Annotated in this window: 29 protein-coding genes; 12 read left to right on the top strand and 17 right to left on the bottom strand. The window is 72.7% G+C overall.

Going from position 1 to position 26,400, the window contains the following annotated elements:
• The first annotated feature begins 4 nt into the window (after positions 1 to 4).
• From ABD292_RS03810 to ABD292_RS03780, 7 genes are read left to right on the top strand one after another with little or no spacing between them, the layout of a single operon-like run.
• The gene (locus ABD292_RS03810) at positions 5 to 970 is read left to right on the top strand and encodes an alpha/beta hydrolase (protein WP_344205217.1); all 966 of its coding nucleotides are present in this window, start codon (positions 5 to 7) and stop codon (positions 968 to 970) included.
• Between the two features lie 45 nt (positions 971 to 1,015).
• Positions 1,016 to 2,125 carry an acyl-CoA dehydrogenase family protein gene (locus ABD292_RS03805; RefSeq protein ID WP_344205216.1) on the top strand — a complete coding sequence of 370 codons (1,110 nt, stop codon included), beginning with the start codon at positions 1,016 to 1,018 and terminating at the stop codon, positions 2,123 to 2,125.
• On the top strand, positions 2,122 to 3,066 hold the full coding sequence (locus tag ABD292_RS03800) for an acyl-CoA dehydrogenase family protein (RefSeq protein ID WP_344205215.1): 945 nt from the start codon (positions 2,122 to 2,124) through the stop codon (positions 3,064 to 3,066). Before ABD292_RS03805 ends, ABD292_RS03800 begins: the two co-directional genes overlap by 4 nt.
• The gene (locus ABD292_RS03795; RefSeq protein WP_344205214.1) at positions 3,063 to 3,899 is read left to right on the top strand and encodes a TIGR03619 family F420-dependent LLM class oxidoreductase; all 837 of its coding nucleotides are present in this window, start codon (positions 3,063 to 3,065) and stop codon (positions 3,897 to 3,899) included. The genes ABD292_RS03800 and ABD292_RS03795 overlap by 4 nt, the downstream gene beginning before the upstream one ends.
• 14 nt (positions 3,900 to 3,913) lie before the next feature.
• Complete coding sequence (locus ABD292_RS03790; protein WP_344205213.1) at positions 3,914 to 4,546, top strand: TetR/AcrR family transcriptional regulator; 633 nt, start codon at positions 3,914 to 3,916, stop codon at positions 4,544 to 4,546.
• A 2-nt stretch (positions 4,547 to 4,548) separates the two neighbouring features.
• On the top strand, positions 4,549 to 4,989 hold the full coding sequence (locus tag ABD292_RS03785; RefSeq protein ID WP_344205211.1) for an acyl-CoA thioesterase: 441 nt from the start codon (positions 4,549 to 4,551) through the stop codon (positions 4,987 to 4,989).
• A complete protein-coding gene (locus tag ABD292_RS03780) occupies positions 4,983 to 5,363 on the top strand; it encodes a hypothetical protein (protein WP_344205209.1) in 381 nt (126 codons plus the stop codon). The genes ABD292_RS03785 and ABD292_RS03780 overlap by 7 nt, the downstream gene beginning before the upstream one ends.
• Here the strand turns inward: ABD292_RS03780 and ABD292_RS03775 are convergent.
• The 7 genes from ABD292_RS03775 to ABD292_RS03745 form a co-directional block, all read right to left on the bottom strand.
• On the bottom strand, positions 5,360 to 7,399 hold the full coding sequence (locus ABD292_RS03775) for a CHAP domain-containing protein (RefSeq protein ID WP_344205207.1): 2,040 nt from the start codon (positions 7,397 to 7,399) through the stop codon (positions 5,360 to 5,362). The genes ABD292_RS03780 and ABD292_RS03775 overlap by 4 nt on opposite strands.
• Before the next feature lie 267 nt (positions 7,400 to 7,666).
• Entirely contained in the window at positions 7,667 to 8,416 is a 750-nt protein-coding gene (locus ABD292_RS03770; protein ID WP_344205205.1) for a glucose 1-dehydrogenase, read from the bottom strand.
• Positions 8,403 to 10,466, bottom strand: a complete 2,064-nt coding sequence (locus ABD292_RS03765; RefSeq protein WP_344205203.1) for an acetate--CoA ligase family protein — start codon at positions 10,464 to 10,466, stop codon at positions 8,403 to 8,405. Before ABD292_RS03765 ends, ABD292_RS03770 begins: the two co-directional genes overlap by 14 nt.
• On the bottom strand, positions 10,463 to 11,983 hold the full coding sequence (locus ABD292_RS03760; protein WP_344205201.1) for a class I adenylate-forming enzyme family protein: 1,521 nt from the start codon (positions 11,981 to 11,983) through the stop codon (positions 10,463 to 10,465). The genes ABD292_RS03765 and ABD292_RS03760 overlap by 4 nt, the downstream gene beginning before the upstream one ends.
• 25 nt (positions 11,984 to 12,008) lie before the next feature.
• Complete coding sequence (locus ABD292_RS03755) at positions 12,009 to 12,332, bottom strand: VOC family protein (protein WP_371252946.1); 324 nt, start codon at positions 12,330 to 12,332, stop codon at positions 12,009 to 12,011.
• Positions 12,329 to 12,727 (bottom strand): Zn-ribbon domain-containing OB-fold protein, encoded by a 399-nt coding sequence (locus tag ABD292_RS03750; protein ID WP_344205200.1) that lies wholly within the window; start codon positions 12,725 to 12,727, stop codon positions 12,329 to 12,331. The genes ABD292_RS03755 and ABD292_RS03750 overlap by 4 nt, the downstream gene beginning before the upstream one ends.
• Before the next feature lie 49 nt (positions 12,728 to 12,776).
• On the bottom strand, positions 12,777 to 14,540 hold the full coding sequence (locus tag ABD292_RS03745) for a protein kinase domain-containing protein (RefSeq protein WP_344205199.1): 1,764 nt from the start codon (positions 14,538 to 14,540) through the stop codon (positions 12,777 to 12,779).
• Positions 14,541 to 14,717: 177 nt separating this feature from the next.
• On the opposite strand from ABD292_RS03745, the gene ABD292_RS03740 reads away from it, so the two are divergent.
• Both ABD292_RS03740 and ABD292_RS03735 read left to right on the top strand, forming a co-directional pair.
• Complete coding sequence (locus ABD292_RS03740) at positions 14,718 to 15,299, top strand: cysteine hydrolase family protein (RefSeq protein ID WP_344205197.1); 582 nt, start codon at positions 14,718 to 14,720, stop codon at positions 15,297 to 15,299.
• A gap of 8 nt (positions 15,300 to 15,307) precedes the next feature.
• Positions 15,308 to 16,045: an SDR family NAD(P)-dependent oxidoreductase gene (locus tag ABD292_RS03735; RefSeq protein ID WP_344205306.1), complete on the top strand. Its 738-nt coding sequence runs from the start codon at positions 15,308 to 15,310 to the stop codon at positions 16,043 to 16,045.
• Positions 16,046 to 16,050: 5 nt separating this feature from the next.
• Here ABD292_RS03735 and ABD292_RS03730 read toward each other — a convergent pair whose 3' ends face one another.
• Positions 16,051 to 17,244, bottom strand: coding sequence for a serine hydrolase domain-containing protein (locus ABD292_RS03730; RefSeq protein ID WP_344205196.1), 1,194 nt, complete (start codon positions 17,242 to 17,244; stop codon positions 16,051 to 16,053).
• Between the two features lie 28 nt (positions 17,245 to 17,272).
• On the opposite strand from ABD292_RS03730, the gene ABD292_RS03725 reads away from it, so the two are divergent.
• Entirely contained in the window at positions 17,273 to 18,181 is a 909-nt protein-coding gene (locus ABD292_RS03725; RefSeq protein ID WP_344205195.1) for a cyclase family protein, read from the top strand.
• 22 nt (positions 18,182 to 18,203) lie between these two features.
• On the opposite strand, the gene ABD292_RS03720 is transcribed toward ABD292_RS03725, so the two are convergent.
• The 3 genes from ABD292_RS03720 to ABD292_RS03710 form a co-directional block, all read right to left on the bottom strand.
• Positions 18,204 to 18,560, bottom strand: coding sequence for a helix-turn-helix domain-containing protein (locus ABD292_RS03720; RefSeq protein ID WP_344205193.1), 357 nt, complete (start codon positions 18,558 to 18,560; stop codon positions 18,204 to 18,206).
• Positions 18,557 to 18,928, bottom strand: a complete 372-nt coding sequence (locus tag ABD292_RS03715; RefSeq protein ID WP_344205191.1) for a type II toxin-antitoxin system RelE/ParE family toxin — start codon at positions 18,926 to 18,928, stop codon at positions 18,557 to 18,559. The genes ABD292_RS03720 and ABD292_RS03715 overlap by 4 nt, the downstream gene beginning before the upstream one ends.
• 115 nt (positions 18,929 to 19,043) lie before the next feature.
• Positions 19,044 to 20,189 (bottom strand): cytochrome P450, encoded by a 1,146-nt coding sequence (locus tag ABD292_RS03710; protein WP_344205190.1) that lies wholly within the window; start codon positions 20,187 to 20,189, stop codon positions 19,044 to 19,046.
• A 98-nt stretch (positions 20,190 to 20,287) separates the two neighbouring features.
• Here ABD292_RS03710 and ABD292_RS03705 point away from each other — a divergent pair, with 98 nt between their 5' ends.
• On the top strand, positions 20,288 to 20,899 hold the full coding sequence (locus ABD292_RS03705) for a TetR/AcrR family transcriptional regulator (protein WP_344205189.1): 612 nt from the start codon (positions 20,288 to 20,290) through the stop codon (positions 20,897 to 20,899).
• Here ABD292_RS03705 and ABD292_RS03700 read toward each other — a convergent pair.
• The 6 genes from ABD292_RS03700 to ABD292_RS03675 all read right to left on the bottom strand — a co-directional run bounded on the left by ABD292_RS03700 (position 20,875) and on the right by ABD292_RS03675 (position 25,656).
• Positions 20,875 to 22,371, bottom strand: coding sequence for an AMP-binding protein (locus ABD292_RS03700; protein WP_344205187.1), 1,497 nt, complete (start codon positions 22,369 to 22,371; stop codon positions 20,875 to 20,877). The two genes, ABD292_RS03705 and ABD292_RS03700, sit on opposite strands and share 25 nt — an antisense overlap.
• Positions 22,372 to 22,392: 21 nt before the next feature.
• Positions 22,393 to 23,448: an LLM class flavin-dependent oxidoreductase gene (locus ABD292_RS03695; protein WP_344205186.1), complete on the bottom strand. Its 1,056-nt coding sequence runs from the start codon at positions 23,446 to 23,448 to the stop codon at positions 22,393 to 22,395.
• A 358-nt stretch (positions 23,449 to 23,806) separates the two neighbouring features.
• Positions 23,807 to 24,118, bottom strand: a complete 312-nt coding sequence (locus ABD292_RS03690) for a helix-turn-helix domain-containing protein (RefSeq protein WP_344205184.1) — start codon at positions 24,116 to 24,118, stop codon at positions 23,807 to 23,809.
• Positions 24,119 to 24,218: 100 nt separating this feature from the next.
• The gene (locus ABD292_RS03685; RefSeq protein WP_344205182.1) at positions 24,219 to 24,518 is read right to left on the bottom strand and encodes a DUF6247 family protein; all 300 of its coding nucleotides are present in this window, start codon (positions 24,516 to 24,518) and stop codon (positions 24,219 to 24,221) included.
• 105 nt (positions 24,519 to 24,623) lie between these two features.
• Entirely contained in the window at positions 24,624 to 24,848 is a 225-nt protein-coding gene (locus ABD292_RS03680) for a DUF397 domain-containing protein (protein ID WP_344205180.1), read from the bottom strand.
• On the bottom strand, positions 24,835 to 25,656 hold the full coding sequence (locus ABD292_RS03675; protein ID WP_344205178.1) for a helix-turn-helix domain-containing protein: 822 nt from the start codon (positions 25,654 to 25,656) through the stop codon (positions 24,835 to 24,837). Before ABD292_RS03675 ends, ABD292_RS03680 begins: the two co-directional genes overlap by 14 nt.
• 203 nt (positions 25,657 to 25,859) lie before the next feature.
• On the opposite strand from ABD292_RS03675, the gene ABD292_RS03670 reads away from it, so the two are divergent.
• The gene (locus ABD292_RS03670) at positions 25,860 to 26,306 is read left to right on the top strand and encodes an ATP-binding protein (protein WP_344205176.1); all 447 of its coding nucleotides are present in this window, start codon (positions 25,860 to 25,862) and stop codon (positions 26,304 to 26,306) included.
• Positions 26,307 to 26,400: the final 94 nt, after the last annotated feature.

The following is a 26,400-nucleotide window of genomic DNA, read 5'->3' as shown; positions in this document are numbered from 1 at the left end:
TGACATGACCTACCACCCCAATCTCGATCCCGAGCTGCGCGCCGCGATCGAGGCGGCCCCTATGCCCGTCGTCGACCTCGCGGCCATGACGCTGGAGGATCTGCGGGCGCGGCGCGCGGAGGCCGACGCGTTCGTGGCCGCCGTGCCACGGCCGGAGACCGGCGTGACCATCGAGGACCGGCACGTCCCCGGGCCGGACGACGCGCCCGAGGTGCGGGTGCGGATCTACCGCCCGGCGGGCGGCGGCGGGGAGCGGCCGGGCCTCTACTGGATCCACGGCGGCGGCATGATCATGGGCAGTCCCGAGTTCGACGACGCGATGATGATCGACTACGTGGAGCGGCTGGGGCTGGTCGCGGTCTCCGTGGACTACCGGCTGGCTCCGGAGCACCCGCACCCCGCGCCGGTCGAGGACTGCTACGCGGGGCTGGTGTGGACCGCCAAGTCCGCCGCCGAGCTGGGCATCGACCCGGCCAGGCTGGCGGTGGGCGGGGCCAGCGCGGGCGGCGGGCTCGCGGCGGCGACCGTGCTGCTGGCCCGCGACCGCGGCGGCCCCGACGTGGCCTTCCAGCTCCTGCTCTGCCCGATGCTGGACGACCGCGACGCCACGCACTCCAGCGAGCAGCACGCCGACGCCGTGGTCTGGAACAGGTCCGCGAACCGCTACGGGTGGCGGGCGCTGCTCGGCGAGCGGGCGGGCGGGCCCGACGTGTCCCCGTACGCGGCCCCGGCGCGGGCCGAGGACCTGTCGGGGCTGCCGCCGGCGTTCATCGACGTGGGCGAGGTGGAGGTGTTCCGCGACGAGGACATGGACTACGCCGTGCGGCTCGCACGGGCCGGGGTGTCGACCGAGTTCCACCTGTATCCGGGGGCCTTCCACGGGTTCGACATGATGGTGCCGGGCGCGGCGCTGAGCCTCCGGGCGCGGGAGGCCAGGATCGCGGCGTTGCGGCGGGCGTACGGGGTCTGACCGGGAGGCTGGGCAACCAACCAAGCGTGCGCTAGGTTGGTTGCTGTGGATCTCGACTTCTCCCCGGCCGAGCGGGACTTCCGCGCCGAGGTTCGCGACTGGCTGAGCGCCAACGTCCCCGATCCGCCGCTGCCGTCCATGGACACCGCCGAGGGCTTCCAGGCGCACCGCGCGTGGGAGGCGCGGCTCGCCGCGGCCCGGCTCTCGGTGGTCTCCTGGCCCGAGGAGTACGGCGGCCGCGGCGCCTCCCTCATCGACTGGCTGATCTTCGAGGAGGAGTACTGGGCCGCCGGCGCCCCCGCCCGCGTCACCCAGAACGGCATCTTCCTGCTGGCCCCGTGCCTCATGCGGTTCGGCACCCCCGAACAGCGCGCCCGCTGGCTGCCGCGCATGGCCGGTGGCGCGGACGTCTGGGCGCAGGCGTGGTCGGAGCCGGAGGCGGGCAGCGACCTCGCCGCGCTCACCTCCCGCGCCGAGCCCGACCCCGGCGGCGGCTGGCGGCTGCACGGGCACAAGACGTGGAGCTCGCGGGCCGCCCACGCCACCCACGGCTTCGGCCTCTTCCGCACCTCGGGGGCGCGGCACAAGGGCCTGACCTACTTCATGTTCCCCCTGGACGAGGTCGCGGTCCGCCCCGTCGCCCAGCTCGACGGGCTGCCCGGCTTCGCCGAGCTGCACTTCGACGGCGTACGGGTCGAGGAGTCGATGGTGCTCGGCGAGGCCGGGCAGGGCTGGTCCATCGCCATGGCCACCACCTCCTCCGAACGCGGCCTCACGCTCCGCAGCCCCGGACGTTTCCTCGCCACCGCCGACCGGCTCCTCGCGCTGGCCCGCGTGTCGGGGGACCCGGCGGCGGCCGACCGGGCGGCGCGGTGCTGGACGGAGGCGGAGGCGTACCGGCTGCACACGTACGCGACCGCGCGCCGCGTCATGGCGGGCGAGGAGGCCGGGGCGGCCACCAGCCTGGGCAAGATCTTCTGGTCGGAGCTGGACCTGCGCATGCACGCCCTCGCCCTGGAGCTGCTGGGCGAGCGGGCCGGGGAGACGCCCTGGCTGGACGGCTTCCTGTTCGCGCTGGCCGGGCCCATCTACGCGGGCACGAACGAGATCCAGCGCACCATCGTCGCCGAACGCGTCCTGGGGCTGCCACGATGAACTTCGCCTTCACCGACGAGCAGCTCGCCTTCGGCGCGACCGTCCGCGACGTGCTCGGGGACGCCTGCCCGCCGGCCGCGCTGCGCGCCGAGCGGCGGCCCGGCTGGCGGCGGCTCGCCGAGCTCGGCCTCTTCGCCGCGCTGGTGCCGCCGGAGCACGACGGGCTCGGGCTCGGGCTGACCGACGTGCTGCCCGCGCTGGAGGAGACCGGGCGGGCCTGCCTGCCGGGGCCGGTCGCGGAGACCGTCGTGGCCGCGCCGCTGCTGCCCAAGGCCGCCGGCGGCGAGCCGTGCGTGAGCGTGGTCGCTCCCGGCCAGGCGTACGCGGCGGACGCCGACGTCGCGGGCCTCCTCGTGGTGCTCCGCCCGGACGGGTCCCGGCTGGTCGAGGCGGCCGAGATCACTCCCAGGCCGGGGATCGATCCCTGCCGGCCGCTGTTCGCCGTCGCCTACGACGTGTACGAGCCGCTGGAGGCCCCGGCCGAGCCCGTGCTGCACCGGCTCGCCGTGGCGACCGCCGCGCAGCTCGTCGGCGTGGCCAGGGAGCTGCTGGCGCGCTCCGTGGCCTACGCCCGGGTGAGGACGCAGTTCGGCGCGCCCATCGGGTCCTTCCAGGCGGTCAAGCACCGGCTCGCCGACGTGGCGGTGGCCGTGGAGTTCGCCGCGCCGCTCGTGTGGCGGGCCGCGCTCGGGCTGGACGCCGGAGCGCCCGCCGCCGGCAGGGACGCGAGCGCCGCCAAGGCCGCCGCCGGTGAGGCCGCCGCGCTCGCCGCCGGCTCCGCGCTCCAGGTGCACGGGGCCGTCGGCTACACCGACGAGCTGGACCTGCGGTTCTGGCTGGCCCGCGCATGGTCGCTCGGGGCCGCGTACGGGACCAGCGCCGTCCACCGCGCCCGCCTGCGGGCCGCGTTGCTCGGCGGCGACGCGCGGAGGTGGCCGTGAAGTTCGGGGTGCCGCTCGGGCTGCTGCATCCGGCCGCGTGGAAGGACGTCGCGGTGGCGGCCGACGAGCTGGGGTTCGAGTCGGTGTGGCTGCCCGAGCACCTGGTGTTCGCCGCGGACCTGTCGCTCGCCCGCTACCCGGGCGGCGCCGACCCGGGGATCAGGCCGGAGACGCCGCTGTTCGACGCGCCCGCGTACCTCTGCTGGCTGGCCGCGCACACCAGCCGGGTGCTGCTCGGCACCGCCGTGCAGCTCCTCGCCCTGCGCCACCCCTTCGTGTCGGCGCGCGCCTTCGCCACGCTGGACGTGGTCTCGGGCGGGCGGGCCGTGTGCGGAGTGGGGGCCGGCTGGTACCGGGGGGAGTGGGACGCGGCCGGGATCCCGTTCGAGACGCGCGGGGCGCGGCTGGACGAGGCCGTCGCGGTCGTACGGCGGCTGTGGACCGAGCCGGTGGTCGCCCACTCCGGCAGGTTCTACTCCTTTCCGGAGGTCGCCTTCGAGCCCAAACCGGTGCAGCGCCGGCTGCCGGTGCTCGCGGGCGGCGAGTCGGCGGCGGCGCTGCGCCGGGCGGCGCGGCTCTGCGACGGGTGGATCAGCATGCCGCACACCCTCGACTCCATCAGGCCGCAGCTCGACCGGCTGGGGGGCGGGGTGCCGGTGACGGCGCACGCGTACGCGCTGGGCTCGCCCGAGGAGGTCCCGGCGTGGGCGGCGCTGGGCGTGGAGCGGCTGATCGTCCGGCCGTGGACGCGCGGCCGCGACGCGGTCGCGGCACTGACCGCCTTCGCGGCGCGGTACGGAGTCGGCCGAGATATACAAACGATCGGTCGTTAATGTAGTTTGTGTTCATGACACAAGACGGCCGGCGGCTGCGCGGGTTGCGCAGCCGCGAGGCGATCCTGGAGCAGGCGGTGAGCCTGGCCTCCGTCGAAGGGCTGGACGGGCTGTCCCTGGGGCGGCTGGCGGCGGCGACCGGCACCAGCAAGTCCGGATTTTTCGCCCATTGGCGCGACAAGGAGCAGCTGCAGCTCGACGCCGTGGAATGGGCCGCCCGCCAGTGGACCGAGCAGATCGTGGCGCCCGCCCTGCGGGCCCCGGCCGGGGTACGGCGGCTGTTCGCGCTGCACGAGGCGCGGCTGCGGTTCTACGGCGAGGGCGTGCTTCCCGGCGGATGCTTCTTCTTCACCGTCCAGGCCGAGTTCGACGACCGCCCGGGCGCGTTGCGCGACCGCGTCGCGCGGGCCATGAACGACTGGCAGGAGTTCATCCGGCGGCAGGTGACCCAGGCCGTGGCGATGGGCGAGCTCGCGGAGAGCGTGGACGCCGCCCAGCTCGCGTACGAGATCGACGCGCTCGGGGAGATGGTGATCATCCACTCCCGTCTGCTCGACGGGTCGGCCTCCCTCGTCCACGCCCGCCGCGCCGTGCTGCAACGCCTGCGCGCCCTCTGCCCCGACCCGACGCTTCTCCCGGAGGACTGACCATGACCGAAGACGGCGTGCACGAGCCGGTCCAGGTGCATTTCGACGACCTCGACGCCATGGGCCTGCTGCACAACTCCCGGTACGCCCTGCTGGTCGAGCGGGCGATCAGCGCGTACTGGCAGCGCCTGGGCTGGGCCCCCGACCTGGCCGGGTCGGCGTTCAAGGACGTCTTCCTGGCCGTGCGCGAGTTCAAGGTGACCTACCACGTGCCCATCGCGGGGCCGGGCGAGCCGCTGGTGCACTTCTGGATCGAGCGCATGGGCCGCACCAGCGGCGTCTACGGCTTCCGCGTGCTGTCGGCCGATCGCGCGGTGGTGCACGCCGAGGGCTATCGCGTCAACGTCAACCTGGACCCGGCCACCCTGCGGCCCGCGCCGTTCAGCGACGAGCTGCGCACCGCCGCCGAACCCCTGCTCCGGCGGGCGGCGGCGGCGTGCTGACGTCCCGCTGGATCGCCGGGCCCGCGGACGGCCTGCCGGGCCCGCTGGTCGCCGCCCTGACGGACTACCGCACGCACCGGCTGCTCGACCTGCCCGGCATCGCCAGGCGCGGTCTGTCGCTGAGCCGCCTGTGGCCGACGCTGCCCGGCGCGGTGGGCATGTGGCTCTGGGCGGACGTCGGCGCCCGCCGGGCCGGCTCGCTGTCGGTGTGGCGTACGGAGGACGATCTGCGCGCGTTCGTACGGGTGCCGGCGCACGTGCGGATCATGCGCGCGTATCGCCACCGGGGCACGCTGCGGTCCCGCACCTGGCGGCTCGACACGCTGGACCGAGCCGCCCTGCGGCGGGACCTCGAGACGGGCAGAACCGCCTAGGCGCGGTGGCGGCCCCGGCTGCGCTGGCCGGTCGAGGTGGCGCTGATCGCGCCGACCAGCTCGCGCTCGTCGTGGCGGTGCCGGCGGCCGCGCGGCAGCAGGTCCACGAAGGGCTCCTCGGCGGGCGGGTCCTGGCGGCGGCGGCGTCCCCGGTAGGAGACGGGCGCCGGGGCGGGGCCGTCGAGGACGTCGCCGGTCCAGGCGGGGGCGAAGGCGTCGAACGAGCTGGTCGCCTCCGGGATGACGATCCGCTGGAACGGGCCGGTCTCGAAGACGAACGCGCCCGTGTCGCGCGGGTCGGCGTCGCTGATGCGCCGCATCGGGCCGGTGTCCCAGCACGGCTCGAACGGGCCGACGTCCACCGGCTCGCCGAAGGCCTCGGCGTCGGCGTGGCGGCCGGCGCGCCGGTAGGGGTTGTCGACCGCGATGCCGGTGCGCGGGTCGGGGGCGGCGGCACGGCGGCCACGGCCCCGGCGCAGGGGCGCGGCGTCCGCGAACGGGTCGAAGGGCCGGGCCTCCCTGATGCGGCGTACCTGCTCGGCGGGCGAGGCGTCGCTGCCGCTGCCGCCCGCCGCGACGAGCCGGGCGTCCCTGGCCCCGACGGGGGAGGTACCGGCCGCGACCACGTCGGCGTCGCCCCGTACGAACGGGGTCTCGGCGGCGAACAGGTCGGCGTTCTCCCGCGCGAAGAGGGTCTCGGCGGCGACGCGGTCGAACGTGGTCTCCGCGGCGGTGAGGTCGGCGGCGGACGTGGCGGCCAGGTCGGCGGCCGTCGTGGTGATCAGGTCGGGGGTGGCCGTCGCGGCGACGAGGCCGGCCGTGGTGGCCGGTTCGGGCGTGAGGCTCGGGGCCGGGCCCGTGACGAGCCCCGTGGTGAGCTCGGCGGCGCCGGACGCGAGCGTACGGCTCCACGCGGGCCGCGTGACGGGCAGGGCGGCGCCACGGCGCTTGCGGCGGCGTCCCCGGTGGGACGGGACCGGACGCGGGGCGGGGGAGGCGGCGGCAGCGGCGGCGCGTACCCGGTTCTGGCGGGTCTTGGCGACGGCGAGCAGCGCCAGGGCGGCCACCAGCGTCGAGCCGATCAGCGTCGGCGAGGAGATGGCCGGGAGCGGTCCCGTGGCGCTCGCGTCGGCGTGCGTGGGCAGCGGCTCGGCGGTGGCCGCGGTCGTGTCGGCGGTGGTCGGCTTGGCGTGCTTGCCCAGCTTGGTCCCCTGGCCGGGGGCGGCCGGGGTCGGGCCGGCGCCGGTCGTCGTCGCGCCGGTCGAGGCGCCCGTCGAGGAGTCCGTCGTCGCGCCCGCCCGCACGTCCGCGGGGGAGCCGGTGGACCGCTCGGTCTTCTTCGGGGGCGTGGTCTGCTTCTTGGCGACGGTGGTCCGCTCGCTCTTCCGCTCCGGGGCGGCGGGCCGGGCGGCGAGCGGGGGCCGCGCGCCGCTCTCCTGCTCGACGCCGGTCTGCGGGATCATCGCGGTGAGCGAGCCGTCCTGCACGTAGAGCGTGGGGGTGCCGGGGCCGGAGTCGGGCGGCAGCGACCCCTCGACCTCGGACTTCTTCTTCGCCGCCTTCGCGTCGAGCTTGGCCTTGACGACGTCGGGGTAGCCGTAGCCGACGACCTTGCTGGTGTCACGCTTCTTGTACTTGGCGACACCGCCGTCGATGTTGCCCTCGATCGTGATGATCGTGTTGCCCTCGACGCGGACCACGACGCCGACGTGGTCGATGCGGTCGATGCTCTTGGAGCCGCCCCAGTCGTAGAAGACGAACGCCCCCGGCTTGGGCTTGTTGCCCCAGGCGCCCTGCTTCTTGAACCACTTGGCGTGCTCCACCGTCCACGCGAACTGCCCCATCCACTCCTCGTAGCCGAGCTTGTGCGCGGCCCAGGAGAGGAGCATGTCGCACCAGGGGGCGGTGGTGAAGGCGTCGTCGAACTCGACGTTCTTGCCGTACCAGTCGCCGAACTTGGTGTACGCGCCGGCCTTCTCGGCGTAGCCGAGCTGGCTCTGGAGCAACTCGATGAACTTCTGCGTCTCTGGCGTCATGGAAGTATGAGGGCACCTTCCGGGCAAGGCCGGTTTCGCCCCACGCCGCACTGGGTAGAGAAGCCCCCTGTGACTGGTGGGACAAGACCGGAGGCTTGTCATCTACCGTGATGAAGCGAGGTTACCGTGCCGTAATACCAGGTCAAGCATGCTCAAAGGGACGGCAAAGCCTGCGGGGCAAGGAAATCGCAGGTCAGGATGCTGCCAGAAATGTCCATGCGAGCGCTGTTTAACCGTAAAAGATCTTACTGTCCCAAGGGTTAGTAATCAGTAGCCCGCGCCCGTGAGCAGCCCGCCGTCCACGGTGAACTCGCTGCCCGTGCAGTAGCTCGACCGGTCCGAGGCCAGGAACGCCACCACGTGCGACACCTCCACCGGCTTGGCGAAGCGCTTGATCACCATCGCCTTGACGAACGCCTCCGCGTCCACCTCCCGCGCGAGGTCCGGATCGTGCACCATCGGCGTGTTGATCGCCCCGGGATGCACAGAGTTCACCCGGATCCCGAACCCCGCCAGCTCCCGCGCCGCCGACTTCGTGAGGCCGCGCACCGCGAACTTCGAGGCCGCGTACGCCGACAGCCCCGCAGCGCCGATGAGCCCCTCGATGGAGGAGATGTTCACGATCGAGCCGCCGCCGGCCGCCCTCAACGGCTCGATCACCGACTTGACGCCCAGCCAGGCGCCCTTGAGATTGACGTCCACCACCCGGTCGAACTCCTCGGGCGGCATGTCCGCGATGCGGCCGTACCTGAGGATGCCGGCGTTGTTGACCAGCACGTCCAGCCGGCCGTGCAGGCCCACGGCGGTGCCCACGGCCTGCTGCCACTCGGCCGCGCTGCGCACGTCGTGCCGGACGTAGGCGGCGCCCGTCTCCTCGGCCAGCGCCTTGCCCTCCTCGTCCAGGACGTCGCCGAACACCACCCGCGCGCCCTCGGCGAGGAACAGCCGCACGTGCGCCGCGCCCATGCCCCGCGCGCCGCCGGTGATCAGCGCGACCTTGCCGTCAAGCAGCCCCATGATCTCCTCCTGCCGCCACGGCCACCGCGGCCGCCTCCATGGACCGGTAAACCGGGATGCCCGCCGCCGCCGCGACGCGCCGTACCTCGTCCTCGACGCCCGGCGGCGCGCACTCGCCGTTCCTGGTGACGAGCGTGAACCTGGTGCGCGGCAGCGTTCCCTGGGCGGCGGCCAGCGCGTGCGCGTAGGCGTACAGGGCCTCGGGGGCGTCGCCGTAGGTGAAGAACGCCTGCACGTTGACGTGCGCCACCACGTCGCGGTACGCCCGTACGCGCAGGATCGCCGCGACCGCGGCGGGCACCAGGTCCGGGCGGCCACGCGGGCCCACCGGCGCCTCCAGGGGGTTGCCGAAGGCCGCCACGCCGAGCCCGCGCAGCTCGCCGGCCACGTCCTCGGGCAGCGGGTCCAGGCACACCCCCGCGGCGTCGAACGCGTCGGCCGCCAGCACGCTCGCGCCGCCGCTCGGCCCGACCACCAGCACCCCGTCCCCGTCGGCCGGGCGGGCGGCGTGGGCCTGGAAGTACGCGAGCACGCCGATGAGGTCGTCCTGGCTCGTCACCAGCGCCGCCCCGGCCTGCTCGGCGACCGCCTCCCACAGGCGCCGGTCGCTCACCAGGCCGCCGGTGTGCGAGGCGGCGGCCGCCCGGCCCTGGCCGGTGCGCCCGCCCACCAGCAGCACGACCGGCCGGTCCAGCGCGCGCAGCGCCTCGTACAGCTCCCGCCCGTCGCGCGGGTCCTCCAGATAGAGGCCGACGGCCCGCGTCTCCTCGTCCCGCGCCAGCCAGCGCAGCAGCTCGGCCGGGGTGACGTCGGCGGCGTTCCCGACGGTGACGACCCGGCTGAAGGCCAGGCCGCGCCGCTCCCCGACCTTGATCACCTCGCCGGCGAGGCCGCCGCTCTGCGAGATCAGCGCCACCGAGCCCGGCGGCCCCAGCCCGCCGCCGACGAACGTCTGCCGGCCGCGCGGGCAGTAGACGCCCATGCAGTTGGGCCCGAGCAGGCGGGCGCCGGCCGCGCGGGCGGCGGCGACCAGCTCGTCCTCCAGCCCTGTGCGGCCCGCCTCGCCGAAGCCGCCGCTCATCACCTGCACGAACGGCACGCCCGCCGCCTGCGCCACCACCTCGGGGCAGCGCTCGGCGGGCACCGCCACCAGCGCGTAGTCCACGTCCGCGGTCTCGGCGGCTTCGGAGAGCGAGCGCACGGCCGGCACGCCCGCCACCTCCTCCGCCTTCGGGTGCACGGCGACCAGCGGCACCCCGGCGGCCCGGTAGAAGTCGAGGAACATGTTCCCGAAGGTGGGCCGCGTGGTGGACGCGCCCACGACGGCCACCGCGCGCGGCTCGAACAGCGCCAGGAAGTCGGCCGTCCCCCCGCGCGTGACGGGCGGGGGCGGCGCGGCGGGCAGATGACGGGCGTCCACGGCCGTCACGCCGTCCGCGGTCGCGATCACCGGGTTCAGCTCGAACTCGCCGAGCTCCAGCCGCTCCCACAGCCCGCCGGGACCGCCGACCGCCAGCAGCAGCTTGACCAGCGCGGCCAGGTCCACCGGCGGCCGGCCCCTGCTTCCGGCGAGCAGCGGGGCGGCGCGCAGCGAGGCCAGCATGCGCCGCGCGTCCGGCTCCGACACCGGGCACAGCCGCAGCGCCGTGTCCCGCAGCGTCTCCGTCCACACGCCGCCCAGCCCGGCGAGCAGCACCGGGCCGAACGCGGCGTCCCTGACCAGGCCCACGATCAGCTCGAGCCCGGCCGCCGCCTGCTCCTCGACCAGGAACCCGGCGAGGTGCGGCACCCGTTCCCGCATCCGGGCCGCCGCGCGGGGCAGCTCGGTCGCGCGCAGCCCGAGCGTCACCGCGCCGGACTCGGACTTGTGCACCAGCTGCGGCCCGAACGCCTTCAGCACCAGCGGCTCGGTCAGCTCCCCGGCCGCGCCGAAGTCCCGCGTGTCCGGGGGGAGCACGACGCCGCGCGGCACCGGCACCCCGGCCTCGCGCAGCATCGCCTTGAGAGTGTGCTCGTGGACGTGCTCCTGGACGTACTCCGGCGCGCTCACCCGAGCAGGTGCCCGTACTGGTCGCGGATGGCCTTGCGGAGCAGTTTCCCTGGCCCGCCCGAGGCGTCCTGCGTGTGCGGCAGCTCCTCGGCCACCACGATGTGGTCCGGCCGCCGGTGCTCCGGCAGCGTGTCGGCCAGGGCGAGCGCCAGCTTGGAGGCGTCCAGCGAGTGCCCGGCGCGCGGCACGACGGCCAGCAGGATGCGCTGCTCGGCCGCCCCTTCGGGCACCCCGACGGCTCCCGCCTCGGCCACGCCGTCGAGCGCCGCGACGGCCTCCTCGACCGCGGCCGGCTGCGTCCACACGCCGCCCTTGGCGATCGCGTCCTCGCGCCGGCCCAGCACCCGCAGCACGCCGTCGGCGGAGACGGAGCCGAGGTCGCCGCCGACGTACCACTCGCCGCGCAGCACCTCCGCCGTCCGCTCGGGCAGGCCGTCGTAGCCCGCCATGCGGTGCGGCCCGGCCAGGTTGATCTCGCCGACCTCGTCGATCACCCGGCGGCCCTTCGGGTCCGTCACCCGTACGGCGTTGCCGGTGCGGGCCCGGCCGGAGGAGCCGAGCGGCGTCGAGCCGTCGTCCACCCGGCCCATGCACGTGTACGGGGCCTCGGTCTGCCCGTAATAGGAGTAGACGCCGGCCTCGGGCAGCCGGGCCTTGATCCGGTCCAGCATGGGCGCGGTCAGCGGCTCGCCGCCCAGCATGATCACCCGGATGGACGACAGGTCCACGTCCTCGTGCTCCGGCGAGCCGAGCAGCGCCGCGTAGAACGACGGGATCTGCGACACGTGCGTGACCCGTTCGCGCGGCACGACGCGCAGGAAGTTCGCCGGTCCCCAGTCCTGCTCCAGCACCAGGCGCATGCCCGCGTACAGTGCGGGGCCGACGATGGCGGGGAAGCCGATGCCCCAGATGATCGCGCCGGTGCCGAACACCGCGTCGGGGCCGCGCGGCACGTCCAGCCAGATCTGCGCCGTGGCCAGCGAGGAGGCGTGCGTGTGCACGACCGCCTTCGGCAGGCCGGTGGTGCCCGAGGTGTAGTAGAGCGCGAGCGGGTCGTCGTGGAAACCGGCGAGCGGCGGCTCGGCGTCCGGGCCGCCGGTCAGCTCGCGGGCGTCGATCCACGTGGTGACCTCGGGCAGCGAGCCCCTGATCCGCTCGACCGTCTCGGCCACGGTCGCGTCGTGCACGAACGCCGTGCAGCCCGACGCCGCGACCACGTCCCGCAGCGTCTCGACCGGCCAGTACGGGTTCAGCGCCGCCGTCACCGCCCCGATCTTGGCCTGCGCCAGATAGACCTCGGCCACCGTCAGCGTCTCGTTGAGCAGCGCCGCGACCCGCCGCCCCGGGCCGATCCCGGCGGCGAGCAGGGCGTTGGCGCGGCGGTTGACGTTCGCGTTCAGCTCCTCGTAGGTGAAGCTCCGCTCGCCGCAGTACGTCAGCGCCACCCGGTCGGGGGTGCGCAGCGCGCCGGCGGTCAGGATCGCGTGGCCGTAGTTGCCGTACGGTGATGGGGCCATGGGGGCGCCTCCAGATCGGCGGGGCTCAGAGGGGGGAATAGAGCACGAAGACGTTTCCCGAGGGATCGCGCAGCACGGCCCGCCGCTCGTGCGGCCCCTCCTCGGGGCCGCGCACCACCTCGGCCCCGCGCGCGGCCAGCTCACGCACGCTCTCCCGCACGTCGTCCACCTTGTACGACGGCGCCGCCCCCGGCGTGACGTGCTCGGCGGGCCCGGCCAGCGCCACCGTGACGCCGCCCCCGTCCAGCGCCGCGAACCGGTCGCCGTCGCGGAACTTCACCGGCAGCCCGTAGAAGGCGATGGCCTCGTCCAGGTCGGCCACCGGGATCAGCACGTTGCCCAGCTTCACGCGGGCCTCCAATGCGGCAACTCGTCGACGAACGTCACCCGCACCGGCATGCCGATGCGTACCTCCTCCGGCGCGCACCCCACCACGTGCCCGAACGCGCGCACGCCCACGGGCAGGTCCACCCACGCCATCACGTACGGCTCCCGCCCCCGGTAGTCAGGCGCGAACGACCGGTGCACGACGGTGAACGTGTGCACCACGCCCGTGCAGGTCACCGGCTCGTACGTCAGCTCCGCGCCGCCGCACCACGGGCACGCCGCCTCGGGGAGGTGCACCCACCGGCCGCAGCCCGCGCAGCGCTGGACGACCAGCTCGCCCCGCGCGCAGGCGGCCCGGTACCCGGCCAGGTGAGCGGGCGGGTCGGGGGGAGGGGGCGTGGCGGTGTCGGCGCTCATCGCTTGCCAAGCTAGCGCACGCTTGGTTGCCCGGCAAGGCCGCGACCGGTCACTCGACGGGGGCCAGCGTCCCGACGAGCTCAGACGGCCCGTCCATGGCCTCCCCGGGGCCGGTGGCGGGGCCGGTTCCAGGGCCGGTCGCGGGGGCGTTGACGGGGCTGGGGGAGTGGGAGGTGGTCGGGGTGGAGGACGGGGTGGGGCAGGCGGGGCCGTCCACGGGGATCTCGCTCACCTGGGGGCCGTTGCCGGACGCGGGCTCGGTCATGACGACGATGCCGGCGTAGACGCGCCGGCCGCAGGCCACCGTGCCGGGGTCGTGGCCGACGGCGCTGGTGTACGACGTGTGGCCGCTCAGGACGCGGGTCTCCTGGTGCAGCGTCGTGGCGGGGGCGTCGTCGCCGTCGCGCCGCGTGTACGTCACCCGCAGCCGCACCTGGCCGGTCCCGTCGGCGGCGACCCGCACCGACCCGCTCCGCCCGCTCCAGGCGGTGATCGTGGCCGCCCGCACGGCGGGATGCGGCCCGCCGGTGCCCGCCTGGCCGGGGGTGGGCCGCGCCGGCGCGGTCGCGGTTGCGGTGGTGGGCGGGGTGCGGCGCGGAGCGGCGGCGCTGGTCCGGCCCGGCGTGGCGGCGGGCGTGCGGGGCGCGGCCTCGCCGGTGGCGCGGGACGTGGGGCGTTTAGCGGGGCCGGGAGTGGGGCCGGTCGTGGCGTCGGCGGGTGAGGGCGCGGGCTCGGACTTCTCCTCCTCCGGCGGCGGCAGGAGGATCGCCCCCGGCCCGGTGGGCAACCGCCCGCCCGACAGCACGATCCCGATCGCCACCGCCATCACCAGCACGCCCGTCACCCACAGGTGCGGCGGGAGGCGCGGCATGCGCGCGAGCCGGTCGCGCAGGGCCACGGCCGCGCCGCCGCCGCTCGTGGCGCGATCCGTGCGCGCCAGCGGGAAGCGGAGAGCCATCAGCGTGGCCAGCTCGGCCAGGTGGCGGCGGCCGCGTTTCTCCCATTCCGGGCCGTAGCCGGCGACCGCGTCCTCCTCCAGCTCGGCGGCGAACGCACGGGCGGAGGCGTACCGTACGGCCGGGTCCTTGGCCAGGCCGCGCCTGAGCAGGTCGCGCAGCGTGTCCGGCACCACCTCCAGAGGGATCGGCTCGGTCAGGTGCCGGTCCCTGGTGGCCGGCACGTCCAGCTCCTCCTGGCCGCCCTCCCCGGCGGCGCGGAACGGCGGCCGTCCCCTGACCGCCTCGAACAGCGTGCAGGCGGCGGCGTACAGGTCGGCGGACGGACCGGCCTCGTGCCGGGTCCACAGCTCGGGCGACATGTACGCCGGGCTGCCCGCGGGCACGCCCGGCTCCTCGGCGTGCACCACGACGCCGAAGTCGGTGAGCTTGCTGGTGCCGTCGGCCTGGACGAGGACGTTCTCCGGCTTGACGTCGCGGTGCGGCACGCCCTTGTCGTGCGCGGCGGCGAGGGCCAGCAGGATGCCCTTGAGCACGGTGAGCGCGGCCTCCGGGGTCACGTGGCCGTGCTCGGCCAGCAGCGCGCGCAGGGTCACGCCGTCCACCAGCTCCATGACGAGGGCCGCGCGGTCCGGGGTCTCGACGTACTCGTAGAGGCGGACGATGTCGGGCTGGTCGAGCTCGACCAGGTGGTGGGTGTCCGACCGGAAGCGTTCCATGAACTCGGCGTCCCTGCGCAGCGTGGCGTTCAGGTACTTGATCGCCACATAGGCGCCGGTCGATTCGTACGTGGCGAGGAACACGCGGCCGGTGCGGCCCGCGCCGAGCTGGCGTACTTCGCGGTAACCAGGGACCAAGTCCTACCCCCATACGGCGGCCGTCTCTGGGTTCGACGGTCTCACCCGGGGTGTTGGTTGTCACGAGTGCGGCTATTTCGCCGTGAGTTAACCCCTTATGACGGGAGGTGGCGGTGATACCCTCATTGTGCCAAGCAAGCGCTCGGGTAAGTGGAGAGGGGTGGGCGGGTGGAGGGCGTGGCGGTGCTCGTGATGGAGATGCAGCGGGGCGTCGTCGGTGATCTCACGAAATTTCCGGATCTGCGGGCGGCGTGCGAGCGGCACGACGTCGTCCCCAACACCGCCCGGCTCCTCACGGCCGCCCGCGCCGCCGCGATCCCGGTCGTCCACTGCACGGCCGCCTTCCGCGCCGACCGGGCCGGCTCCCACACCGCGAACTGCCCCTTCATCGTCTCCCTCCTCAAGGACCCCGCCCACATGCTGGAGGGCACCCCGGCCGTCGAGGTGCTGCCCGAGCTGCGCGCCCCTGGCGACCTGGAGAGCCGCAGACACCACGGCTTCTCGCCGTTCACCGGCACCTCGCTCGACATGACGCTGCGCTCGCTCGGCGTCTCCACCGTGGTCGCCACCGGGGTCTCGCTCAACCTCGGCATCCCCGGGCTGGCGCTGGAGGCGGTCAACCTCGGCTACCGGGTCACGGTCGTCACGAACGCGGTCGCGGGCATCCCTGAGGACTACGCGCGGGCCGTCCTGTGGAACACGATCAGCCTCCTCGCCACCCGCGCCACCGCCGCCGACCTCGCCGGGACGTGGAAGTGAGCGGCCCGATGGACGGCATGCGGCTCGACGGCAGGACCGCCGTCGTCACCGGAGGAGCGGGCGCGATCGGCGCGGCCATCGCCACCGACCTGGCCGCGCTCGGCGCCCGCGTCGTGCTCGCCGACGTGGACCTGCCCGGCGCGCGGCAGGCCGCCGCCGCCCTGCCGGGCGCGCGGGCCGTCGCCCTGGACCTCACCGACCCGGAGTCGATCACGGCGTTCGTCCGCGTGGCCGGGGACGTGGACGTGCTCGTGCACAATGCCGGGGTCGCGGTGATCGGGCCGTTCGCGGAGAGCGACCCGGCCTCGTGGGACCTCATGTGGCAGGTCAACCTGCGCGGGCCCATGCTGCTGACCAAGCTGCTGCTGCCCGGGATGACGGCGAGGGGCTGGGGGCGGCTGGTGTTCGTCTCCAGCGACGGGGCGCGGGCCGGCTCCGGCGGCGAGGGCGCCTACGCGGCCACCAAGGCGGGCCTGTTCGGGCTGGCCAAGACGCTCGCCAGGGAGGCCGCCCGCGGCCAGGTCACCTCCAACGTGGTCTGCCCGGGACCGACGGACACGCCGATGCTGCGACGGGTCTCGGCGGCCGAGCCGGGGCTGGTCGACCGGATCGCCCGGGGCATCCCGCTGCGCCGCCTCGGCACGCCGCAGGACGTGTCCGGGCTGGTCGCCTTCCTCTGCACCGACCGGGCGGCGTACATCACCGGCCAGACGCTGTCCGTCAGCGGCGGCGTCACGATGCATTGACCGGCTCAGATGGACTGGTACACCGCCTCCACGAGGCGGATGCCGCGCAGGTTGCCGGAGAGCGCGTTGGCCATCTTGTTCATGACGTACGCGATGCCGAGCCCGCGCTCGGGGTCGCCCAGGCCGATGGAACCGCCCGCGCCGCTGTGCCCGAACGCGCTCGCCGACGGCATCAGGAACGTCAGCGACGGCCGCATGTAACCCAGCCCGAACGCCGTGTCCAGGAGCAGGACGCGGTCGGGGCCGTTCACCCGGGTACGGGTGGCCTCGCGCAGCGTCCCGGGGCTGAGGATGTCGCCGGCGGCGAGGGAGCGGTAGAAGCCGGCCAGGCCCCTGGCCGTGGTCACCAGGCCGGCGGCCGGCCAGCCGGCGCGCAGGATGATCGGGTTGTTCGCGCCGCCCTGGACGCGGTGCATGGCGGGGTTGCCGAGGGCGCGGTTCATGAGGCTCTGAGGGTCGAGCGCGGCTTTGGTCATCGCGGCCAACACGTCATCGGGCCGCCCCTGCCCGTTGGGGGCCGCACCGCTCGCGTCCGGCCCCGCACCGGCCTCGGTGACCTTGAGTTCCTGGGGCCGTTCGGCCGCCTTCAACCGGGCCGTCCTCGAGATCACGTCGTCCGGCGCGCCCACCCACATCTCCAGTCCGAGCGGCCCGGCGATCTCCGCCGCCACCAGCTCGCCCACCGACTTGCCGGTCACCCGCCGGACCACCTCGCCCACCAGGAACCCGTACGTCAGCGCGTGATAGCCGTGCGCCGTCCCCGGCTCCCACAGCGGCTCCTGCCCGGCGAGCCGGGCCGCGATGGCGGCCTGGTCCTCGAACTCCTCCACCGGCACCGGCTCCTCCAGCACCGGCAGCCCCGACTGGTGGGTGAGCAGGTGCTCGACGGTGATCGCCCCCTTGCCCCGCGCCGCGAACTCCGGCCACACCTCGGCCACCGGCGCGCTCACGTCCACCAGCCCGCGCTCGGCGAGCCGCAGCAGCACGGTCGCGGTGACCGCCTTCGTGCAGGAGTAGGCGAAGGCGGGCGTGTCGCGCTCCCAGGGCCGTCCGGTGTTCCGGTCGGCGACGCCGTCCCACAGGTCCACGACCAGCTCGCCGTCCTGGTAGACGGCGAAGGCCGCGCCGAGCTCCTCCCCGTCGGCGAAGTGCCGTTCGAAGACCTCGCGTACGCGGGAGAAACGGGGATCGCAGTGCATCGGACCTCCACGGAAAGGGAGCGCTTACGTGGTTCACGAGCCTAACAACTGGGGACGATTCGGCCCAGACGATCAGCGCGGCACCCTGAACCTCCTCACCCCGTCCGTGGTGCTCGACGCCCTGCGCGCGGCCACGACCGGCGAGGTGCTGAGCCTGGCCCTGCCGATCCGCGGCGCGACCTCCTCGCCCGCGCCCACGACCGTGCCGCACCTGCGGGGCCGGCCGCTGCCGCAGCACTTCATGTCCGTGGACGGCGGCGACTACGCGGCCGGCGCGCGGCCGATCGGCGAGGGCCTCTGTGTGGCGGACGACGCCCTCGTCGTGACCCCGCACGGCACGACCACCCACATGGACGCCCTGTGCCACATGTGGTCCGGCGACCGGCTCTACAACGGCCATCCGGCGGCCCGCGTCCGCTCGTACGGCGCCACCCGGTGCGGCATCGAGCGGGTCGGCGGCGTGGTCGCCCGGGGGGTGCTGTTCGACGTGCCCCGGCGGCTCGGCCTCGACCACCTGCCCGCCGGGCACCGGATCGAGCCCGGCGAACTCGAGGAGATCGCCGTGCCGCGCCCCGGGGACGTGGCGGTGATCCGTACCGGCTGGCCGCAGGTGTGGGAGCGGTCGCCCGAGGAGTACTGGTCGGGCCAGCCGGGCCTGTCGGCGGCGGCCGGTCGCTGGCTCGCCGCCCACGACGTCGCCGCGGTGGCCGCCGACAACGCCGCGATCGGCGGCCTCGACGCGCGCGGCCTGGCCGGCGAGGGCCTGGCCGACGACCTGCACCTCATCCTGCTCCACCGGCACGGCATCCACCTGATCGAGCTGCTGTGGCTGGAGGAGCTGGCGGCGACGGGCCGCACGGAGTTCGTGTTCGTGGCTGCCCCGCTGCGGGTCGAGGGCGGCACCGGCAGCCCGTTGACCCCGCTCGCAATCCTCTAGCTTCTCGGGACGAGCAAGTCCCCTATGCGTTCGCGAGCTGTCGGTGATGCACGGTTAGAGGCTCGATTTCAGTGGTGTCGTCGTCAACGACGAGCTCGACGCGGAATCGAACCCCCATTGCCGCGCCGAGGCGCAGCAGTGTCGCTATATCCGGAATGCCGCCACCACCCTCGATCCGAGACAGGGCGGGCTGGGACATCCCGGCGCGCTCCGCCACGACCTTCTGCGACAAACCTCTGCGCTTGCGGATCTCACGCAGCTGGTTGCCGAGCTCCAGGTCGCGGCCCGCCTGCTCGTATTCGGCGTGGGGCTGCGCATCCGCCTCCATCTCGCGCAGACGCTTCGCCTTGTAGGTTTCCCAGCGGCTGTGACCCATCATGCGCTCCTCTCGAACACGTGCGTGGTGGCTAGGTCGTGCTCTGCTTCACATCGCTTCTTGGCAGCGATTGCACGATCGATATCGGCGGTCTGCGTCCCATCCTGTGTCTTGCGGAAGACTGTCAGGATAACGATCACCTTGTCGGCCGGCTTCCAGAAGGTCAACCGCCAGGTCGTGCGGTCAAGAGCAACACGCAGCTCGTGAACACCTTCGGCGTCCTTCAGCTTCTTCACATGATCCCCATCAGGGATGCCACCTGTGACGAGGTAGTCGTCCACGTTCCGCATGACCCGCTGGTAGAGCGGAAAAGAAAGGCCGTCCAGCCAAGACTCCACCTCCGGTTCCAGGTCGATCCCCCACTGAGACATACCATCAATAGTATATGCACTTGATGGTAACTCGTGGCGGTGGTGAACACCACGCCTGGCCCGCACTCACTCCTCGATCTTGGTTGTCGTGCCAGATCAGCCGTTACCAGATCCTTCAATCCCAGGTGACCGGGAGGCGGCCGACGCCGAACACCACCGCGTCCTGGCGGAGTGGGACCTCGGTGGCGGGGACGGCCAGTCGCAGGTCGGGGAAGCGCTCGAACAGGGCGCGGTAGCCGATGCGCAGCTCGTTCCTGGCGAGTTGCTGGCCGAGGCACTGGTGGACGCCGTGGCCGAAGGCCAGGTGGCGGCGGGCGTCCGGGCGGGCCGGGTCGAGGGTGTCCGGTGCGGTGAAGAAGGCCGGGTCGCGGTTGATCATGGGCAGCGACAGCGCCACCGTCTCGCCCTTCGCGACCCGTACGCCGGCCACCTCCACGTCCTCCAGCGCGGCCCGGCTGGGCGCGCCGAGGTGCAGGATCGACAGCCAGCGCAGCAGCTCCTCCTCCGCGCCCTCCTCGTACGTCAGGCCGGACGTGAGCAGGGCGAGGACGCCGAGGGCGAGCATGTTCGCGGTGGTCTCGTGCCCGGCGACGAGCAGGATCATCGCGACGTTGGCCAGCTCGTCGTCGGCGAGCTCCCCGGTCAGCCCGCTGATCAGGTCGTCGCCGGGCTCGGCCCGCTTGCGGCGCACCAGCTCGGCGAGGTAGGCGTGCAGGTCGGCGTTCGCGCCCGCGGCGTCCCCGTCGGGCGCGACCAGCTCGCGGCTGCGTTCCTGGAAGAAGTCGTGGTCGGCGTACGGTACGCCGAGCAGCTCGCAGATGACCATGGACGGGATCGGCAGCGCGTACGCGGTCACCAGGTCGGCGGGCGGCCCCGCCGCGGCCATGGCGTCGAGGTGGTCGGCCGCGATGCGCTCGATGCGCGGCTCCAGCAGGCGCATCCTGCGCACCGTGAACTGGCCGGTGAGCATCCGCCGGTAGCGGGTGTGCTCGGGCGGGTCGGTGGTGGCGAAGAAGCCCGGCGGCGCGGGGCGGCCGGACCCGGCGACGGCGACCGACGACCGTACGGCGGGGTGCTTGAGCTCCTGCCGGGCGCTGAACCGGGGGTCGCCGAGGACCACGCGGGCGGCGTCGAGCGTGGTGGCGAGCCAGCCGAGGTGGCCGTCGGCCATCTCCAGGCGGGTCATGGGCGGCAGGCCGCGGAGGGCGGGCGGGGGGTCGAGGGGGCGTCGCGGGTCACGTTCGACGGGAAGTCTGCGCATGATTGTGAGAGTAGACTCTCAAATCGGAGTTGACTAGCGAAAGTTGGAAATGGGCCGTGAGTGGACGTGCCGGGGCGAACCCTCCAGAATGCGATGTCATGAGCGACGGACCGGGCCTCCGGGAGCGGAAGAAGGCCAAGACCAGGGCCCTGATCCAGAAGGCGGCGCTGCGGCTGTTCCGCGAGCGGGGCTACGCGGAGACGACGGTCGAGCAGATCGCGGAGGCGGCCGAGGTCGCCCCCAGCACCGTGTTCCGCTATTTCCCGACGAAGGAGGATCTGGTGCTGGTGGACCAGTACCCGCCCTTCATCGAGGCGCTGCGGGCCGCGCCGCCCGAGCTCAACCCCGTCCAGGCCGTACGCGCCGCGATCGGCCAGGCGTTCGCGGCGCAGACGCCGGAGGAGCGCAACGACGGCCTGGAGCGTGAGCGGCTCATGTTCACCGTCCCCGAGCTGTGGACGGCGAGCATCGACAACATCCGCGGCGTCCTCGCCGGCCTGCGCGCCGAGCTGGCCGCGCGCGAGGGCCGCGGCCCCGACGACCCCGAGATCCGCAACGTCACCGGGGCGGTCTCGGGCGTGATGCTCGCGGTGTGGTTCGAGTGGGCCGCCGATCCCGCGCTCGACGCGCCCGCCGCGTTCGACCAGGCCCTCGCCCACCTGGAGGCGGGCCTGCCGGTCGCCCGTCAGGCGGGCGGCGAACCGGGATAGTTGCCGCCGCCGTGGGCGGCGTCGAGGGCGTCGTAGTCGGGGGTGAAGCCGCGCTTCGGGATCTCCGCGACGAACGCCACCTCCCGCGGCCTCTTGTACGCCGCGACCTGCGCCCTGACGTGCTCGATCAGCTCCTCGGCGGTCGCCGCGGCCCCCTCGCGCAGCGCCACGACGGCCTTGACCGCCTGGTGCCAGGCCGGGTCCGGGACGCCGATCACGGCGGCGTCCGCCACGGCCGGATGGGACTTGAGCGCACGCTCGACCTCCGCCGGGTAGACGTTCTCGGCGCCGGACTTGATCATGCGCAGTTTGGGGCCGATGAAGGTGATGGTGCCGTCGGGTTCGCGGCGGCCGAGGTCGCCGGTGTGGTGCCAGCCGTTCCGCAGTTTTTCCGCATTTAAGTCGGGCCGGGCGAGATATCCGGAGAAGAGGGTTTTGCCGCGGGCGCAGATCTCGCCCACCTCGCCCGCCGCCACCTCCACGTCGTCCGGCCCCATGATCCGCACCTGCGCCAGCGGCGACGGCCGCCCCGCGTACCCGGCCCCGCCCTCCGCCAGCCCGAGGAACGTCAGCATGCCGCCCACCTCGGTCTGCCCGTACCCGCCCATCTTCGACCGGCACCACGGCGAGTCGTCGACCGTGATCATCGCGTTCCACTCGTCGGAGGCGGCCACGAAGCGCAGCGAGGAGAGGTCGTACTTGCCGCCCGCGTTCGCCTTCACCACCGCGTCGATCATCGGCCCGAACAGGAACGCCTGCGTCACCCGCTCGGCGTCCACCAGCCGGCACACCTCCTCGGGGTCGAAGGCGGGGGTGAAGACGTTCGTGCCGCCGATCTGCAGCGTGGCCAGGCAGAACATCATCGTCCCGACGTGGAAGAGCGGCCCGTTGTTGAGGAAGGTGAAGCCCGGCTCCATCTGGCGTACGACGAGCAGCGACGTCGCGTGCGCCACCAGGGCGGCACTGCTGAGCAGGGCCGCGTTCGGGCGCCCGTCGAAGGCGGCGGTGTAGAGCGCGAGGACCGGCTCGGTGTCGGCGACCTGCGGGAACTCCCGCTCCGTCCCGCCCGCCACCAGCTCCTCGTAGTCCGCCCCCGCCCGTACCCACCGGTCGTCGTGGTCGAGGGCGCCGACGGTGTCCGAGTGCTCCCAGACCACGGCCGCCGGGGCGAGATCCTGGAGCACGAAGCGTAGCTCGTCCGCCGACTGCCGCCAGTTCGCCGGGCAGAACACCGCTCCCAGGCGGCTGCACGCGAGCAGCAGCTCCAGGACGGCGTGGCTGTTCTGGCCGAGCCACAGCACCCGGTCGCCGGCGCCGACGCCGCGTCCGGCCAGCGCGCCGGCGAGCCGGGACACGCGGGCGTCCAGCTCGGGATAGGTGAGCCGGAGCTCCCCGTCCACCACGGCCGTCGTACCGGGGCGGCTGCGGGCGTGCTCGGCGAGTACGTCGGACAGGGACAGGCTGTGGATCATCGTCAGCCTCCGGGAGGGGGGTTACTTGAAGGCGGGCATGACCTCGGCGGCGAAGAAGCGCATGACCCGCTTCATGTCCGCGAGCGGCATCGGGCGGGTGCTGCCGAAGTCGCAGAGCAGGTTCGAGAACCCGGCGTCCCTGAGCAGCGTGATCTGCTCGACGACCCGCGCCGGGTCCCCGATGACCTCCAGCTGCTCCCACCGGAAGTCGGCCGAGACCGTGCCGCCCTTGAGATAGCGGTCCTGGTAGTACTCGAAGCCCTGGGCGGCCCGGCCGGTCCTTGGGTCGATGGGGGCGCTGCGGTCGTTGAAGATGCGCGAGCGGTCGAACGACGCCTCGAAGCGCTCCTGGTCCTCGCGGGCCCGTTCGAGGGTGGGGGCGACGTACACGCTGCGGGCCACCACCAGCTCGGCCCCCTCCGGATGTCCGGCCCGCGCCGCCGTCTCCCGCCACGTCTCGGCCGCCTTGACGACCTTCCTGAACGTCGCCGCCGGGTCGGCCAGGATGGGCAGGCCGCGCTCGGCGTACATGGTGACGGTCTCGGGGGAGACCGCCGCGACGTGCAGCGGCGGATGGGGGGCCTGCACGGGCCGGGGCACCAGCGACACTTCCGTCCCGGTCCGGTAGAACTTCCCCTCGTGCCGGTACGCCTCCCGCGTCCAGAGCCCGACGATCACCTCCAGCGCCTCGTTGAACCGGTCGCGCGCCTCGGCGAGATCGATCCCGAACCCCTCGAACTCGTAACTCTGGTAGCCGCGCCCGATGCCGAGCTCCAGCCGCCCGCCGGACAACACGTCCACCTGCGCGGCCTCTTCGGCCACGTGAACGGGGTTGTGCAGGGGCAGGACGACGATCCCGGTGCCGAGCCGCAGCCGCTCGGTGCGGGCGGCGGCGTGGGCGAGCATGGTGAACAGGTTGGGGACGACGCCGTAGTCGCGGAAATGGTGCTCGGCCAGCCGTACCCCGTCGAAGCCCAGCTCCTCGGCCAGCTCGATGAGCTCCAGGTGGTAGTCGTAGACGTCCTTGAAGCTCTGGCCGTCGAAGCGGTGGAAGAGGTGGAAGGTCGAGAACTTCATGCGGCGGCCCCTCGGAGGTAAACCAAGCGCTCGCTTGGGAGCGTATCACGCTCGGACCTAAAAGCACGGCCTTCCGTCCGGGGGCGCTTCGCGCCAAGAAGCTCCAGACAGCACCTCCCAGGGGGGCTCCGCCCCCCTTCGACCCCCCGCAAGCACTCGCCCGCTGCCTAATTACCGGGGTGACCGAAGAGGGAAGGCGAAATCGTCTTTGACTTCATCCCGCGGAACGCGCAGGAAGCCCGCCACGGCCGACGAGGGTACGACTGGGCCGGTCAGCGACCAGCCCGCCCCGAGCAGATGGATCTTCCCGGTCGTCTGATCGGTGTTGCCGGGATTCGCGAGGACGAGGAATCCTTCATCAGGGTGCTGCCGGCCTGAGGCTGATGCTCGCCGTGCCGGAGGTTTGCGACCTTGCCGGCTCCCAGCCGCACGCCTGGATCTTGGCAGGTGTGGAGCTTGGCTGGCTGACTTCTCCTGGCACGCTCACCGAGTGGAAGACGTCCACGCCGATGGCCAGCGCGTAGCGCCGGATGGTGGACAGATGAGGGTCGCCCCCAAGCCGTTCGAAGTCGGACACCGCCGACTGGCTGCGGCCCATGCGTTCCGCGACGTCGCTCTGTGTCAGACCGCGTTGCCGGCGGATGCCCACCAGTGTCTCGATCAGTCGCATGTCTCGATCGATCGCGGCGTTCTCGCGCTGGACTGCGGGATCGTCAAGGTCGATGCCCAGAAGTTCGGCGATGTGCGGGTTCGTGCGGGTGCGCCGCGCATCACGGATGAGAAGCGCGGGCTCGTAGCGGCGTCTCTACCCGGCCGAAGTCGCCGGTCGTAGGTTCAAGGGCCTCTGCGTAGTGCTCAGGGTCGGCCTTGATCCGTGCGGTCGCCCGCCAGCCTGCGATGATCTCCCCGACTGTGGCATCCGGGTTCTGCGGGGACGCCGAGTCGTGCAGCGCTTGCGCAAGTTCCAGGGTGAACGCTTGCATGTCCTCCGCCGTCAGATGGCGTATCCACTGGAGGCGTCCGGGCGCGACCTCGCTGCAGTTATGCGTCCCCCGGTCCGTGGTGCCCATACGGGTGGCTGTATGGCAGGACACCGTTCTGTCAGCGCCTGTTCACGGGAAACGAAGGCCCTTTCAGCGGGTCACTCAAAGGGCCTTCGGCCGGCTGGTCGGAGGTCAGAAGTCGAATTCGCCGTCTTTGGCGCCCAGGACGAAGGCGCGGAAGACGCTGCCGCGCACGACCCACGGGGTCAGGTCCGGTCGCTCGGTGTCCCGTATGCCGATGCGGTCGCCGCTCAGTGGGGCGACTTCGATGCAGTCGCCGCCGTTCGCGCCGCTGGAGGAAGCCTTGCGCCACTCCGCACTTCGGAGTTCGGTGGCTAGTTCGTCACTCATTTTCATACATCACCATCTTCTCGCGAATAGCGTCCGCGGTCTCGTTGACGGGTCTGGCGTATGACCGGATGGCGTCGAATCTGACACTAACCCGACGAATGCGATCCTCGCGATCCGTCACTTCGCCGTCATCGGCGGAGTCCAGATAGAGAGCGTCTGGTCCTGAGACCTGCTGTGAGAGCACGAACCCGCCCAACAAGCCGATTGTCGGAACGGAGGTCATGGGCACGATCTGCAGGGTGATGCACGGGTGTGCCAGCAGCTTGAGCAGATGCTCAAGCTGCTTCCGCATCACCTTTGCACCACCGATAGGGCGGCAGAGGACCGCCTCGTCGATGATCGCCGCATACATGGGCGGCTGTGGACGGTCGAGCACGGCTTGCCGTGACAGCCGAACCTCGACGGCTTCCTCCACCTGCTGGTCTGTGATGCCCGGTTGGCCGCGCAGGATCGCACGGGCGTAATCGCTGGTTTGCAGAAGCCCTGGAACCACGAGTGGTTGCCAGGTTCGGAGGCTGTGGGCGTTCGCCTCGATCTTCGGCCATTGACGGAACCAGGTCGGCCCTGTCTTGAGTACCAGAGGAAGAAGGCGAAGGAGGTCGCCTCGCAGATCGAGAAGGGTCTCGACCTGCTCGGTGAAGTCCCACTGCGGGGTGCGCTTGGCGTTCTCGATCTGACTCACCAGGCTCTTGCTGACGTGCGCATAGTCCGCGATCGTCTCCTGGGTCACTCCCCTTTCCTCCCTCAGCCTCCTCAATTCGGCACCGAAAAGGGCGAGAGGACTCGCTCCTGGGTCCAGTTCGCTGACGCTCATCGACGCATCACAGGTCCGTTCACAAGTACACACACATCCGTGAACCCGATGTGTGCGGCAAGTGTGTTACTAGCCGACTACTAAAAGTAGCCCTCATAGGTCAACCTGTGGAGAGTCCTTCGAGAAGAAGTTGCTCAGCCGAGTTCACAGCGTGATACGCGCCGGTGACTTGGGCGAAAGGTTCACGAGAGGTGGTGAGATGAATGTCGACGAGTGTCGTTTTTCTGGCTTTTCCGGATGTGTACAGATGGAAATTCGTGACACTGACCCGCGCTGCCGAATCGTCGCGGCGTGCTCGGGAAACGGTGGCCCAATGGTTGACGGACGGCCCTCAGGAGGTCCGGGACGATGCCGCGCTGGTGGTCTCGGAACTGGTGACGAACGCGGTCCGGCACGTCCCCGGTGGCGTTCGTCGTGACTGGGTGGACGTGCAGCTCGGTTTCGGGCGGGGCTTTGTGCGACTGGAAGTCACAGACCCCGGTGTCGACACGTCGGCGCCCTGCGTCGGCGAAGACGATCTCATGGCGCAGTCGGGACGAGGGCTTCGTCTCGTGGCGGGGCTGGCCGTGCGCTGCGGCACGTGGCGTACTGGCCACGGTTGCCGCGTCGTCTGGGCTGATCTGGCGTGCGCCGGAGCGGGCGATCTCTGATGTGCGGATGGAAGCCGTACATCTCGCACGGTCGTTTGCGGGTGGTCGAGGCGTCGAGTTGTGAGACGTACGTCCTGTGTTACGAGGAGGGCAC

This window comes from Nonomuraea bangladeshensis, from assembly GCF_039529455.1.
Taxonomy (GTDB): Bacteria; Actinomycetota; Actinomycetes; order Streptosporangiales; family Streptosporangiaceae; genus Nonomuraea; species Nonomuraea bangladeshensis.
The sequence above is the reverse complement of the archived record's forward strand: the minus strand, read 5'-3'. Positions and strand labels throughout refer to the sequence as shown.